This is a genomic window from Xanthomonas sp. F14 (assembly GCF_014199865.1).
Genome location: NZ_JACHOM010000001.1, coordinates 1,579,055 through 1,592,743 on the forward strand (window position 1 = coordinate 1,579,055; position 13,689 = coordinate 1,592,743).

General features: G+C 66.3%; 10 protein-coding genes. 4 read left to right on the forward strand and 6 right to left on the reverse strand.

Annotation, left to right across the window (positions count from 1 at the left end; all coding sequences use genetic code 11):
• Positions 1-5: 5 nt before the first annotated feature.
• Positions 6-761 (reverse strand): gamma-glutamyl-gamma-aminobutyrate hydrolase family protein, encoded by a 756-nt coding sequence (locus tag GGR73_RS06855; RefSeq protein WP_184456150.1) that lies wholly within the window; start codon positions 759-761, stop codon positions 6-8.
• A 288-nt stretch (positions 762-1,049) separates the two neighbouring features.
• Between GGR73_RS06855 and GGR73_RS06860 the strand changes: the two genes are divergently transcribed.
• From GGR73_RS06860 to GGR73_RS06875, 4 genes are all read left to right on the forward strand, one after another.
• Positions 1,050-2,429, forward strand: a complete 1,380-nt coding sequence (locus GGR73_RS06860) for a glutamine synthetase family protein (protein WP_184456152.1) — start codon at positions 1,050-1,052, stop codon at positions 2,427-2,429.
• Positions 2,429-3,745 (forward strand): NAD(P)/FAD-dependent oxidoreductase, encoded by a 1,317-nt coding sequence (locus GGR73_RS06865; protein ID WP_104568327.1) that lies wholly within the window; start codon positions 2,429-2,431, stop codon positions 3,743-3,745. Before GGR73_RS06860 ends, GGR73_RS06865 begins: the two co-directional genes overlap by 1 nt.
• A gap of 97 nt (positions 3,746-3,842) precedes the next feature.
• Complete coding sequence (locus tag GGR73_RS06870) at positions 3,843-5,141, forward strand: diguanylate cyclase (RefSeq protein WP_039512053.1); 1,299 nt, start codon at positions 3,843-3,845, stop codon at positions 5,139-5,141.
• A gap of 182 nt (positions 5,142-5,323) precedes the next feature.
• Positions 5,324-5,785, forward strand: coding sequence for a bacteriohemerythrin (locus GGR73_RS06875; RefSeq protein ID WP_054592757.1), 462 nt, complete (start codon positions 5,324-5,326; stop codon positions 5,783-5,785).
• Between the two features lie 59 nt (positions 5,786-5,844).
• Here the strand turns inward: GGR73_RS06875 and GGR73_RS06880 are convergent, their stop codons facing one another.
• The 5 genes from GGR73_RS06880 to GGR73_RS06900 form a co-directional block, all read right to left on the reverse strand.
• Complete coding sequence (locus tag GGR73_RS06880) at positions 5,845-7,137, reverse strand: MFS transporter (RefSeq protein ID WP_184456154.1); 1,293 nt, start codon at positions 7,135-7,137, stop codon at positions 5,845-5,847.
• Between the two features lie 1,010 nt (positions 7,138-8,147).
• A complete protein-coding gene (locus tag GGR73_RS06885; RefSeq protein ID WP_184378383.1) occupies positions 8,148-8,426 on the reverse strand; it encodes a hypothetical protein in 279 nt (92 codons plus the stop codon).
• Entirely contained in the window at positions 8,416-10,764 is a 2,349-nt protein-coding gene (locus GGR73_RS06890; RefSeq protein WP_184456156.1) for an FdhF/YdeP family oxidoreductase, read from the reverse strand. Before GGR73_RS06890 ends, GGR73_RS06885 begins: the two co-directional genes overlap by 11 nt.
• Positions 10,761-11,606 carry a formate dehydrogenase accessory sulfurtransferase FdhD gene (fdhD, locus tag GGR73_RS06895; protein ID WP_184456159.1) on the reverse strand — a complete coding sequence of 282 codons (846 nt, stop codon included), beginning with the start codon at positions 11,604-11,606 and terminating at the stop codon, positions 10,761-10,763. The genes GGR73_RS06890 and fdhD overlap by 4 nt, the downstream gene beginning before the upstream one ends.
• 6 nt (positions 11,607-11,612) lie before the next feature.
• Positions 11,613-13,292: an OFA family MFS transporter gene (locus tag GGR73_RS06900; protein ID WP_047125188.1), complete on the reverse strand. Its 1,680-nt coding sequence runs from the start codon at positions 13,290-13,292 to the stop codon at positions 11,613-11,615.
• Positions 13,293-13,689 lie beyond the last annotated feature (397 nt).

Consider the following 13,689-nt stretch of genomic DNA (forward strand, 5'->3'; position numbering starts at 1 on the left):
CAACCTCACTGACCGCGTCGAGCGGCGTATTGGCGACAGGCCTCGCCGAAGGCCTGGAAGATGGCACGGTAGAACGGATGCTGTGTGACACGCCACTCCGGATGCCACTGCACCGCGAGCAGAAAGCCCGGCCCGGGGCCGCGAAAGGCTTCGATCAGGCCATCCGGCGCGGTTGCCTCGATCAGCAGGCCGTCGGCCAGGCGCGCAATGCCCTGCCCGTGCAGCGAGTTCACCGCGACCTGCGCGCTGTCGCTCATGCCGGCCAGCAGGCCGCCAGGATGCAGCTGCACCGGATGCGCCGGGCCGTACTGCGTGTCCAGCGGCATGGCACGGTCTTCGCGGTGATCAAGCAGGCCGGGCACGTCATGCACGCGTTGGTGCAGGCGCCCGCCCAGCGCCACATTGACCTCCTGCAGCCCGCGGCAGATCGCCAGCACCGGCAGGCCGCGCGCCAGTGCCTGCGGGATCAGTCCCAGGCTGGTGGCATCGCGCGCCGGGTCGTGCGGATTGCCCTCCCAGCTTGGCTCGTCGCTGTAGTGATGCGGCTCGACATTGCTGACCGCACCGGTCAGCAACAGGCCATCCAGACGATTCAGCCACGCGCGCGCATCCAGCGTGGGCTGCAGGCTCGGCAACAGCACCGGCATGGCTCCGGCTGCGTCCACCACCGCGCGGATGTACTTTTCGCCGGTGGCCAGAAACGGATGCGGCCCTTGCTGGATGCGATCGGTCGGCAACCCGACCAGTGGAACGACAGCCATGCGGATCTCCCGGTTGAACGCGGCTGCATCACGCGTGCGCTTGCCATCGCGCAGGCGCTGGCACTGTACAGGGCACAGGTGGCGCGCAGCTGGCGGCTTGCGCATCACCTGCATCCCTCCGACCGCGACAACTTGTCAGCGCGTGGTCGCCACGGGTTGATGGGAGTCGCAGCGGATGCCTGCGAACTTACCGTGCGGCCACCTGCATTGCCAGGGTCCACGCGCGCACTGTTGCGAAAGATCACATGTGCTTTGCTAGTCTGAGCGGCGACCTTGCAGGTGGTGCCCATGGTTTCCGAGAACTCCGTCGCGTGCTTGCCCGCCGCCGATGCCGCCACGCTGGCGCGGATCGATGGCTGCGAAGCGGTCGATCTGCTGTTGCCCGACACCAATGGCGTGCTGCGTGGCAAGCGTGTGACAGCCGAGGTCCTGGCCAAGGTCTATCGCGATGGCGTGTGCCTGCCGATGTCGCTGATCGCCACCGACATCACCGGCAATACCGTCGAGGAAACCGGGCTGGGCTACGCCATCGGCGATGCCGATCGCATCTGCCGGCCGATCGCCGGCTCGCTGCGTCCGGTGCCGTGGGCACCGCGGCCGATGGCGCAGCTGCTGCTGGCAATGCATCAGCCGGACGGCAGCGTGTTCGAGGTCGCGCCGCGCGCGGTCTTGCAGCGCGTGCTGCACGGTTTTGCTGCGCTCGGCCTGACCCCGGTCATTGCGGTGGAACTGGAGTTCTACCTGTTCGATGCGGTGCCCGATGCGCAAGGACGCCCGCAGACGCCGCGCGATCCGCAGACCGGTGTGCGCAGCGACAGCACCCAGGTGTATTCCTTGCAGGACCTGGACGACCAGCGCAGCTTCACCGACGCGGTGACTGACGCCTGTCGCCAGCAAGGCATCCCGGCCGACACCGCCGTGGCCGAGTACGCACCCGGCCAGTTCGAAATCAACCTGCAGCATCGCGCCGATGCGGTAGCCGCCTGCGACGAGGCGATCCTGCTCAAGCGCACCATCAAGGCGATTTCGCAACAGCAGGGCAAGCTCGCCAGCTTCATGGCCAAGCCGTTTCCCGGCCAGGCCGGCAGCGGCCTGCACCTGCATGTGAGCCTGCTCGATGCCGACGGGCACAACGTGTTTGCCGGCAGCGTCGATGTACCCGCCGACCGCCTGCGCCATGCCATCGCCGGCCTGCAGCGGCACGCCGATGCCTCGCTGCTGATGTTCGCGCCGCACGCCAACAGTTACCGCAGGTTCGTCAGCAATGCCTTCGTGCCGCTGGATGCGAGCTGGGGCTTCAACAACCGCACCGTGGCGCTGCGCATCCCGCATAGCGATGCACGCAACACCCGTATCGAGCATCGCATCGCCGGCGCCGATGCCAACCCGTACCTGGCTGCCGCCGCCGTGCTGGCCGCCATGCTGGACGGCCTGCAACATCCCGGCGAGCCCAGCGCGGCAGTCACCGGCAATGCCTATGCGCAAGCGGTCTTTCGGCCGCGCACCTGGCAAGCCGCGGTGGATGCATTCGGCGCCAGCGACTTTGTCGGCGCGCAGTTCGGCAGCCAGTTCCAGCACGTATTCGGCCAGCAGAAACAGCGCGAGCTGCTCGACTACCAGGCGCAGGTGCCGGATCTGGATTACGCCCGGTACCTGCGGATCGTCTGATGGACGGCCCGGCCACATCGCTGCCGCCTGCCGATCCGTCGGGTAACGGCTATCCCGACAGCTGGTACGCCCGCAGCACGCCGGCCTTGCCCCAGCAACCATGCCTGCAGGGCGTGCAACGTGCCGATGTCTGCATCCTCGGCGCCGGCTACACCGGCCTCGCCGCCGCGCTCGCCCTGGCCGAGGCCGGCTACAAGGTCATCGTGCTGGAAGCCAGGCGCATCGGCTGGGGCGCCTCCGGGCGCAACGGCGGCCAGGCCATCGTCGGCTACGGCTGCGAGCAGGAAACCCTGGAAGCGCTGGTCGGCGATGCCGACGCGCGGCTGCTGTTCGACTTCTCGCGCGACGGCATGCACCTGCTGCGCGCGCGCATCGACCGCCACGCCATCGCCTGCGACTGGCGCGACGGCCACGCTCATGTGCCGCTGAAGCCGCGCCAGGTGCAGGCCTTGCAGCACGGCATCGTGCGCATGGCCGAGCGCTACGACTACCCGCTGGAATGGTGGGACCGCGCGCGTACGCGGCAGGTGCTGGACAGCCCGCTCTACCTGGGCGCGATGTTCGATCCGGCCAGCGGCCATCTGCATCCGCTGGCCTATGCGCTGGGCCTGGCGCGCGCAGCGCTGGCGGCCGGCGTGCGCATCCACGAGGCCTCGCCCGTCTCGCGGCTAGAGCACGGCACGCGCGTGACCATGCAGACCGACCAGGGCAGCGTCAGCGCCGAGTTCGGCGTGATCGCCGGCAATGCCCTGCTGCAGGGCATTTCCACGGCGCTGGAGCGCCGCATCATGCCGGTCGGCACCTATGTCGGTGCGACGCCGCCGCTGGGCCAGGCCCGTGCACGCGCGCTGATCGCCAACGACATGGCGGTCGCCGACACCAACTGGGCGCTGGACTACTACCGGCTCAGCGCCGACCACCGGCTGCTGTTCGGCGGACGCGCCAGCTACTCCTCGCGCCCGCCGCACGGCCTGGATCGGTTGATGACACGGCGCATGCACACGGTCTTCCCGCAACTGCGCGACGTGCCGCTGCAAACGCTGTGGGGCGGCTACGTGGACATCTCGCGCAACCGCGCCCCGCACTGGGGCCGGCTGGGGCCCAACGTGTATTTCGCCCAGGGATTCTCCGGGCATGGCGTCGCCGCCACCGGCCTGGCCGGCCAGGTCATCGCCGAGGCCATCGCCGGCCAGAGCCGACGGCTGGACGTGTTCGCACGCATTCCGCATCGGCCCTTCCCCGGGGGGCGCCTGCTGCGCACGCCGCTGCTGGTGGCAGCGATGAGTTGGTACCGGCTGCGCGATGCGTTGTGGTGATATAGGGCGCCGTCTTGGGCGCTTTGAGACGCGGCGCTCAAGTTTTGGCGAGCAGGGCCGTTAGCTGGTATGACGGTTCGATCCGCACGGCCAGCCGATGTCCCCAGGTACCCTACATCGCAATAGTGAAAGCGCAGTCCTGCCGCAACGCGTGTTGCTGGTGGAGAACTCGCGCACTTTCACCAGCATGCTGCGCGAGGCCATCGAGCAACGCGTGGAGCTGCCGGTCACGGTCGTGTCGACGCTGGCGGAAGCCGCCCGTGTACTGGACGAAGAAGACGGCTGGTTTCTGGTCCTGACCGGCCTGGTATTGGTGGACGGCGACCGCGACAAGGTCGTGGAATTCTTCCTCTCGCGCAAGCTGCCCACGGTGGTGGTCAGCGGCGTCTATGACGAGGATCTGCGCCAGCGTGTGCTGCAGCAGCAGATCATCGATTACGTGCTCAAGAACGCGCCCGGCAGCATCGAATATCTGGCCTGGCTGGTGCAACGCCTGGAACGCAATCGCCGCATCGCCGCGCTGGTGGTGGACGATTCCCTGTCCGCACGGACCTATGCGGCCGCGTTGCTGTCGATGTACGGCTACCGCGTGGTGCTGGCGGCCGACGGTGCGGCTGGCCTGCAGGCGATCGAGCGCGACCCCGGCATCCGCCTGACCATCGTCGACCAGGAAATGCCCGGCATGGAAGGGGTGGAATTCACCCGCAGGCTGCGCGCGATCCGTTCGCGCGACAAGGTCGCGGTGATCGGCATCTCCGGCAACAGCGACTCATCGCTGATCCCGCGTTTCCTGAAGAACGGCGCCAACGATTTCCTGCGCAAGCCGTTCTCGCGCGAAGAGTTCTTCTGCCGTGTGTCGCAGAACGTGGACCAGCTGGAATTGATCGGCACGCTGCAGGACCTGGCCACCCGCGACTTCCTCACCGGCCTGCCCAACCGGCGCTATTTCCTGGAACAAAGCCAGCGAGTGATCCCCACCCTGCTGTCGCAGGAGCAGACGGTCACTGCGGCGATGCTGGACATCGACCACTTCAAGCACATCAACGACACCTGGGGCCACGAAGCCGGCGACCAGGCGCTACGCGCGGTGGCCGCATCGGTCTCCAGTCATGCGCGGCCGCAGGATCTGGTGGCGCGTTTTGGCGGCGAAGAATTCTGCCTGCTGGTCCCGGGGCTGGATGCCGCCAACGCCACCAGCTACTTCGAAACCCTGCGTGAACGCATCAGCGCGCTGCGCGTGCGGATCGGCGACGAGACCCTCAGCATGACGGTGAGCATCGGAGTGTGCATCGCCACCGAAGACGGCCAGTCGCTGCACCATCTGCTGGGCGAGGCGGACAAGTACCTGTACCTGGCCAAGGCCGGCGGCCGCAACCAGGTGCGTCTGGCAAGCTGAGCGGCGCAGGTTCGTGCGCCGCACGGCCGGCGGCGCGCCCGATCCGGCGGTATCGCCGGCAACATAGAATCGTCCCGCAGCACGCACGCCGCCCGCGCGCCGTAGCCGGATTTGATCCAGATCAACGCGTTGGCGATCACGCGCGCCTATCGTGCCCTCATCGTATGGAACAAGGGCGAACGATGGCTTTGCTGGTCTGGCAGGACGACCTCAACACCGGGATCGAGGTCATCGATCACCAACACCGGCGCATCGTGGAAATGATCAATCAGTTGCATGCCGCGCAAACCAGCCTGCAACGCCTGGCAGTGGCCGAGGTGATCGACGAATTGATCGACTACACGCTGTCGCATTTTGCCTTCGAGGAAGAACTGATGGAGGAAGCCGGCTACCCCTTCAGCCTGGCGCACAAGCGCGTGCACGAGGTCTTCGGCAAACGTGTCGGCGAGTACCGGCTGCGGTTCCAGGCCGGCGAAGACGTCTGCGACGAACTCCGCAGCATGCTCTCGCGCTGGTTGTTCAACCATATCCGCGGCGACGACCAGGCCTATGCGCCGCAGGTGATCGCACATCTGGACCAGTTCGCGCGCAGCCACCAGCACGGCAACTGGCTGGGACGCACACTCAAGCGGCTGTTCCGCTAGCGACCACTCTGCACCTGGGCGCAATCCACCTCAACGATGACGCCGACTCGCGTACGCCTTCAAACGCCAACCGGGCGACGCGATCTGCGGGCCACGATCAACGCCAGCAGGCTCAACACCGCCGCGGCGCCCAGATACTGCCCGACCGCCTGCACGCCATAGCGTGCGGCCAGTTGCGTGGCCACGTACGGCGCCGGTGCCGCCCCCAGGATGCTGGCCAGGTTGAACGACAGCGAGGCTCCGGTGTAGCGCACCTCGGTGGGATACAGCTCGGCCAGCAGCGTGCCGCAGGGGCCGTAGGTCAGGCCCATGAAGAAGAACCCCAGTGCAAGGAACGCGAGCACCTGCAACGGGTGATTGGCCTGGAACAGCGGCGCGAACGCCAACCCGAACGCGATGATCGCCACACTGGCCAGCATCATCGCCAGCGGCGCGCCATGCCGGTCGCCGAACCTGGCCGACAGCGGGATGCCGATCGCGAAAAACACGATCCCGGCCATCTGCAACAGCAGGAATTGCTCCTTGTCGTAGCCCAGGGTCTTGGTCCCGTAGCCCAGCGCGAACACGGTCATCAGATAGAACAGCACGAAGGTGGCGAATGCGCCCAGCGTGCCGATGATCAGCGCCGGCCAGTGCTGCGAGATCACCGTCCCCAGCGGCAGGCGCACGCGCGTCTTGCGGTCCAGGGCCTTCTGGAAGTCCGGCGTCTCGGTGATGCTCAGGCGCACCCACAGGCCGGTCAGCACCAGCAATGCGCTGGCCAGAAACGGCACCCGCCAGCCCCATTGCATGAACTGCGCATCGTCGAGCACCGCGCCCATGCCGAGAAAGGTGCCAGTGGACAGCAGAAAGCCCAGCGGCGCACCCAGCTGCGGAAACATGCCGTACCACACGCGCTTGCCGGGCGGTGCATTTTCGGTGGCAAGCAGCACGGCCCCGCCCCACTCGCCCCCCAGGCCCAGACCCTGGCCAAAGCGGCACAGCGCCAGCAACGCAGGTGCGAACACGCCGATCTGCGCGTAACTGGGCAGCAAGCCGATCGCCACGGTGGACAGGCCCATCGTCAGCAGCGCCGCCACCAACGTGGCCTTGCGCCCGATCCGGTCGCCGAAATGGCCGAACACTGCAGAGCCCACCGGCCGCGCGATAAAGGCCACCGCAAACGTCGCCAGCGACTGCAGCATCGCCGCACTGCCATCGCCCGCCGGAAAAAACAGCGTCGGGAACACCAGCACCGCAGCGGTGGCGTAGATATAGAAATCGAAGAACTCGATGGTGGTGCCGATCAGACTGGCGAACAGCACGCGCGCGGGCGAATTGATGGGAGCAGCAAGCGGCGCAGCAGCAGTCATCGTTGATCGGCATCCAGACAAGACAAGTCAGCCGATTCTGGCAGATTGCAGCAACGGTTTGCGCAGACCAACCTGCTCACGAAAGGTTACAGCCGTGACTGCCTGCCTTTCGGGCAGTGGCAGCCTGATGTCTTTCGGAATCTCGGTTGCGTTGGAGTCGCCGGGCAGTGTTGATAGATGCTTGTTAGAGCGACTGCTCTGTGGCCTTGTTGCAGGGCCCTTGCCCGCCCACCATCGCAGGACACGCCGCAAGTACATCCTTGTAGGCTCTTACGCGGCATCCATGCCGCGTAAGAGCCCGCGACGGTGAGCGGACAAGGACCAGTCAAGATGGTCGGTGTGCGCAGTTAAGAGCAGTGCGTGATGCGCGTTGTTCGTATCACCTTGCGCCCGATCAGCTCCCGACGCAGGCCGAGCAACCGGCAGGCTTTCAACACGCGACTTACAAACGTCTCATCTTCCCACCGCAAGCCGAGAAATAAGCTTTGAGGAAAGCAGCCGACCAACTCTCTGGTGCGGTGTCCTTGCCGGTTGTGGGACCCTCGGCGGCATGGATGCCGCCGAGGAGCCTCCACGGATGGATTCACGGCGTGTCCCGCAAGCGGTGAGGGCACCGCGCGCTCGATCAACCAGGCTTTTGACCCAAGTCTTAGACTGCATCCATAACGGCGCCACGATTGAAGAGCTCGGTGGGTCTTGGAGTGGTCGGATAGTGCTGATAGATCGCTTGCAGAGCGTCGGGTCTGCGACTTTGCTGCGGGGCCCTTGCCCGCCCACCATCGCAGGACACGCCGCAAGTACGTCCATGTAGGCTCTTACGCGGCATCCATGCCGCGTAAGGTCCCGCGACGGTGAGCGGACAAGGACCAGTCAAGATGGTCGGTGTGTTTGGTTGCAAGCAAAGCGTAGCCTGCGTTGTTCGGATCAGGTTGCGTCTGATCGAGCTTCCCGTACAAGTGAAGAGGCTTCAGTCTCCTGCTCTCCTCAGCCGGGAAGAACCAGCAAGTTACTCAGTCGCACGGCTGCGTTTGCGTCATTGCACGTTGCGCATGCGCTGCCAGCCCGAGATCCGTCAGCACTGCAAATTGGCGCTCGCCGCGGTCTTCCAGCTGGATCCAGCCTGGACCGGGTTGACCATCCAGGCTGGCACTGCCCAGCCACGCCAGGGTGCGCAGCAGCACGCTCATGCGCACGCCCAGTTGCTTGCACAGGCGCGCCAGCGACACGCCCTCGGGCGTGTCGGCCAACGCGGCAAGCAGCAGCGCGGTGAGCTGCGGATCAGCGGACAAGCACCGCTCCGATGTCGCGTGGCGCCGCATCGGCGGTTTCGGCGCGGTGCGGCAGCACGATCACCGGAATCGACTTGGAGGTGGGCGTGCGCGCTTCGTCGGCGAAGCTGGACAGCGGCACCAGCGCGTTGGTTTCCGGGTAGTACGCCGCCAGGCAGCCGCGCGGAATGTTGTAGTCCACCAGCAGGAAGCGACGCGCCTCGCGGTGCACACCGTCCTCGCACAGGCTCTCCAGGTCCACCCAGTCGCCGGCCTTCATGTTCAACGCCGCGATATCCGCGCCATTGATGAAGAGCACGCGGCGCTCGCCGAACACGCCACGGTAGCGATCATCCAGCCCGTAGATGGTGGTGTTGTATTGATCGTGCGAGCGCGTGGTGGCCAGCGTAAACACCATCTGCTCGGTGTGGCTGCGGCGTGCGCGATGGATCGGGTTGTCGGTCGGCACCGCGTGCGGTTTGAACACCGCGCGCTTCTCGGGCGTCACCCACTGGCGATCGCGCGCGGTGTTGGACAGGCGGAAGCCGCCCGGCACCCGCACGCGCTGGTTGAAGTCGGCAAAATCGGGGAACACCTGGGCAATCAGGTCGCGAATGCGGTCGTAGTCGCCCACCAGCCAACGCCAGCGGATCGCGCTGCGCGTACCCAGCGTCGCCTCGGCCAGCCGCGCCACGATCGCCGGCTCGGACAACAGCTCCGACGAGGCCGGCGGATTGATGCCGGCCGACAGGTGCACCATGCTCATCGAATCTTCCACCGTCACGCCTTGCGAGCCAGCGTCCTGGATGTCGATTTCGGTACGGCCCAGGCATGGCAGGATCAGCGCATCGCGCCCGTGCACCAGGTGGCTGCGATTGAGCTTGGTGGTGACATGCACGGTCAATTCGCAATTGCGCAGCGCACGATGCGTGGCGTCGGTATCCGGCGTGGCGGCGGCAAAATTGCCGCCCATCGCGAAGAACACCTTGCCGCGCCCGTCCAGCATCGCCTCGATCGCACCGACAGTGTCGAAACCGTCTTCTCGCGGCGGCGCGAACCCGAACAGCGTTTGCAACTTGTCCAGAAACGCGGCCGGCGGTTTTTCGTAGATCATCATCGTGCGGTCGCCCTGCACGTTGCTGTGTCCGCGCACCGGGCACACGCCCGCGCCCGGCCGGCCCAGATGGCCGCGCAGCAACAGCAGGTTGGTGATCATGTGGATGGTGGCCACCGAATGCTTGTGCTGGGTGATGCCCATGCCCCAGCAGGCGATCACGCGCTCGGCATTGAGATAGAGTTCGCCGGCCTTGCGCAGCGCCGCTTCGTCCAGCCCGGACTCTTCGACAATGGTGTCCCAGGATTCGCCATGCACCTCGGCAGCGAAGGCGTCGAAGTTTGCGGTGTGGGCCTCGATGAATTCCAGATCCAGCAGGCGTGGCGTGCCGTCGCGCTGGGCCTGTGCGTCGCGCTCCAGCACATGCTTGATGATGCCCTTGACCGCGGCCAGATCGCCGCCGATCTTGAGCTGGAAATAATCCGAGGCGATGCGGGTGGAGCCGTTGTGCAGCATCTCCAGCTTGTCCTGCGGGTCGGCGAACTTCTCCAGCCCGCGCTCGCGCAGCGGATTGAATGCCGCAATCGCCGCGCCGCGCTTGGAGGCCTGACGCAACTCGCCGAGCATGCGCGGGTGATTGGTGCCCGGATTCTGCCCGAAGATGAAGATCGCATCGGCCAGTTCGAAATCATGCAGCGACACCGTGCCCTTGCCCACGCCGATCTGCGAACGCAGCGCGGTGCCGGAGGGCTCGTGGCACATGTTGGAGCAGTCGGGGAAATTGTTGGTGCCGAACTCGCGCACGAACAACTGATACAGGAAGGCCGCTTCGTTGCTGGTGCGCCCGGAGGTGTAGAAGATCGCCTCGTCCGGCGATGCCAGTCCGTTGAGGTGCCCGGCGATCTGCGCGAAGGCCTCGTCCCAGCTCACCGGCACGTAGTGGTCGGTGGCCGCGTCGTAACGCATCGGCTGGGTCAGCCGGCCCTGCCCTTCCAGCCAGTAGTCGCTGTACTGCGACAGCAGGCTGACGCTGTGCGAGGCGAACAGCTCCGGCCCGGCGCGGCGCGCCGTGGACTCGGCCGCAACGGCCTTGGCGCCGTTCTCGCAGAACTCGAAGGTGGAGGTGTGATCGCGGTCGGGCCAGGCGCAGCCGGGGCAGTCGAAACCGTCCGGCTGGTTGGCGTGCAGCAGCGTCTTGGCGCCCTGCACCGCGATGTCCTGTTCCATCAGGTGCTTGGCAACCGAGCGCAATGCGCCCCAGCCGCCGGCGGGATTGTCGTATTGCTGGATGGTCTTCTTGCTCATGCGGGCTCTCCCACGCCAACGCCCAGATTCAGGCGCTGCGGATGGCTGTAAACGACACAATCGTGATCGCGGGCAAACCCGATCAGGGTCAGTCCCGCACTGTCGGCCAGGCTGATCGCCAGCGCGGTCGGTGCCGAAATCGCTGCCAGCAGCGGGATCCGGGCCTGCGCGGCTTTCATGGCCATTTCGTAACTGGCGCGGCTGGTGACCACCGCAAACCCTTGCGATGCATCGACGCGCTCCCGCGCCAGCGCACCGATCAACTTGTCGAGCGCGTTATGCCGGCCGACGTCTTCGCGCACGTAGCGCACCACACCGTGCACATCGGCCCAACCGGCGGCATGCACCGCGCCGGTCTGTGCGGCGATCGGCTGCTGCACGTGCAGCGCTTCCAGCGCACGCGCCAAGGCCTGCGCATCGATCTGCAACGCCGATTGCAGCAGCGGCGGCACACGCAGCACCGCCTCGATCGATTCGTTGCCGCACACCCCGCAACCGCTGCGGCCATCCAGATTGCGCCGTCGCCGGTCCAGCGCAGCGGCACGTTCGGGCGGGATCTCGATCTGCAGCGAGGCGCCTTCCAGAAACGTCTCCACCGCCACCACCCGCAGATCCTGCGGCTGGTCGACGATGCCTTCGCTCAGCGAGAACCCGAATGCAAAATCTTCCAGGTCTTCCGGCGTGGCCATCATCACCGCGAACGGCACGCCGTTGTAGTGGAAGGCGACCGGCATTTCGGCCGCCACCATGTCCTGCACCGTGGCGTTACGGCCGCCGCGGTGGCGGACAACCGTGCGCACCACACTGCCGGCGCGCACGGAACGGGAAGACGGAAGTGTCATCTCATCTCAATGAAACAGCACGAAGGCTTTCTGCAGCGTGACCCAGATGCCCCAAGACATCGGCACGCCCACCGCCAGCCAGGCCAGCGCGACCAGGGCGGGGTTGCCGCCATGCCCGATGCGCGCCATCTGCTCCGGCGGCAGCACCGCCTTGCCGCTGCGGTCCACCTTCTCGTGCGCCAGCTGCTTCTCGCGCGCCAGTTCTTCCGGCGTCATGAAATGACGCGCGGCCACCGGGCGCACCAACAGGTTGCAGATCAGACCGAGCACCAACATGCCGGCGAGGATGTACATGGTGGTGTTGTAGACCTGTGACGGCGGGCTGCCGTGGGCCAGCTGGTACTCGCGCATGTAGCCGACCACCACCGGACCGAGGATGCCGGCGGTGGCCCAGGCGGTCAGCAGGCGGCCGTGGATGGCACCGACCATCTGGGTGCCGAACAGGTCGGCCAGATATGCCGGGATGGTGGCGAAGCCGCCGCCGTACATCGACAGGATGATGCAGAAGATGCCCGCAAACAGCGCGATGCCGCCCACACCGCCGGCCGACGGCGCAGCCGCGTACAGGCAGATGCCCAGCACGAAGAACAGCGTGTAGGTGTTCTTGCGGCCGAGCTTGTCGGACATGCTGGCCCAGAAGAAGCGCCCGCCGATGTTGAACAGGCTGAGCAGGCCGGTGAAGCCGGCCGCGATGGCCGCGATGCTGGCCAGCTGCGCCGTGTCCAGGCTGCCGAAGCCGACGTCCACCCCGATCAACCGGCCGCCGAACACTTCCTGCAGCATCGGCGAGGACATGCCGATCACGCCGATGCCGGCTGACACGTTCAGGCACAGCACGCCCCACAGCAGCCAGAACTGCGGGATGCCCCAGACCTTGCTCACGTGCACGTGGTTGGCAGTGATCATGGCGTTGTTGCTGGCCACCGGCGCGGTCCAGCCGGCGGGGGTCCAGCCGCTCGGCGGCACGCGGTAGCCGAACGCGCCGGCCATCATGAAGACGAAGTACAGCGCCGCCATCACCAGGAAGGTTTCCAGTACGCCCACCGAGGTCGGCGTGGCGAAGTGACGCATCAGCGCATCGGCCAGCGGGCTGCCGATCATCGCGCCGCCACCGAAGCCCATGATCGCCATGCCGGTCGCCATGCCGCGGCGGTCCGGGAACCACTTGATCAGCGTCGACACCGGCGAGATGTAGCCCAGGCCCAGACCAATGCCGCCGATCACGCCCGAGCCCAGCCACAGCATCCAGATCTGATGGAAGTGGATGCCGGCTGCCGAAATCACCAGGCCACCGCACCAGCACAGCGCCGAGACCACACCGGCCTTGCGCGGGCCGGCACGTTCCAGCCAGCCGCCCCAGATCGCCGCCGAGCAGCCCAGCAGCACGAAGAACAGCGTGTACATCCACTGCAGCTCGCTGATCTTCCAGTCGCAGGTGGTGGCGACCATGCGCGCGAACAGGCCCATGTCGGCCGGGCACGCGATCGCCTCGGTGATGCCCAGCGCCTTGGACAGCGGCAACCAGAACACGCTGAAGCCATAGGCCATGCCGATACACAGGTGGATCGCCAATGCCGCCGGCGGTACCAACCAACGATTGAAGCCCGGACGCGCAACGATGCGCTCCTTGGACAGCAGGCCGGCGTCTGCGCCGTTGGCGCTCGCCACGGTGGACCCTTGTGTCATTCCCGTTCCCCTAAAAAAGTGCGATGAAGTGTGTCCGGAGCGCCCGACAGGATGGCTGCATGCAGGCGGTGTCAGTGGTTCCGAAAACGATTGATGGCTGCGATCGATTGACGTGTTGCGATAAGGGCAGCGGCGACTACCAGGCCCAACTGGCACTCGTCTGGCGCATCATCGGCGATCGTTGAATCTTTGCAATGCTCCGGCACGCCCCGCAGCCAGTCAAAAACCCGTCATGCCCTGCGCCACAAGGCGTTCCCAAAGCATAGCGGCCGACGTTGCGACTAATTGACTAGTCCATGCGGATCGGCGCATGCGGGTCCGCAAATCGTGCTCGCCGTCGCGCTCGGCCGGGGTGACGGCCGAGGCGCGGTGGCCGTACAGTCGGACGCTTTCCAGC

What these genes read in the sequence shown, in the direction of transcription:
- GGR73_RS06855 (WP_184456150.1), bottom strand. Translation starts at nt 761, where the DNA reads ATGGCTGTCGTTCCACTGGTCGGGTTGCCGACCGATCGCATCCAGCAA.
- GGR73_RS06860 (WP_184456152.1), top strand. Translation starts at nt 1,050, where the DNA reads ATGGTTTCCGAGAACTCCGTCGCGTGCTTGCCCGCCGCCGATGCCGCC.
- GGR73_RS06865 (WP_104568327.1), top strand. Translation starts at nt 2,429, where the DNA reads ATGGACGGCCCGGCCACATCGCTGCCGCCTGCCGATCCGTCGGGTAAC.
- GGR73_RS06870 (WP_039512053.1), top strand. Translation starts at nt 3,843, where the DNA reads ATGTCCCCAGGTACCCTACATCGCAATAGTGAAAGCGCAGTCCTGCCG.
- GGR73_RS06875 (WP_054592757.1), top strand. Translation starts at nt 5,324, where the DNA reads ATGGCTTTGCTGGTCTGGCAGGACGACCTCAACACCGGGATCGAGGTC.
- GGR73_RS06880 (WP_184456154.1), bottom strand. Translation starts at nt 7,137, where the DNA reads ATGACTGCTGCTGCGCCGCTTGCTGCTCCCATCAATTCGCCCGCGCGC.
- GGR73_RS06890 (WP_184456156.1), bottom strand. Translation starts at nt 10,764, where the DNA reads ATGAGCAAGAAGACCATCCAGCAATACGACAATCCCGCCGGCGGCTGG.
- fdhD (WP_184456159.1), bottom strand. Translation starts at nt 11,606, where the DNA reads ATGACACTTCCGTCTTCCCGTTCCGTGCGCGCCGGCAGTGTGGTGCGC.
- GGR73_RS06900 (WP_047125188.1), bottom strand. Translation starts at nt 13,292, where the DNA reads ATGACACAAGGGTCCACCGTGGCGAGCGCCAACGGCGCAGACGCCGGC.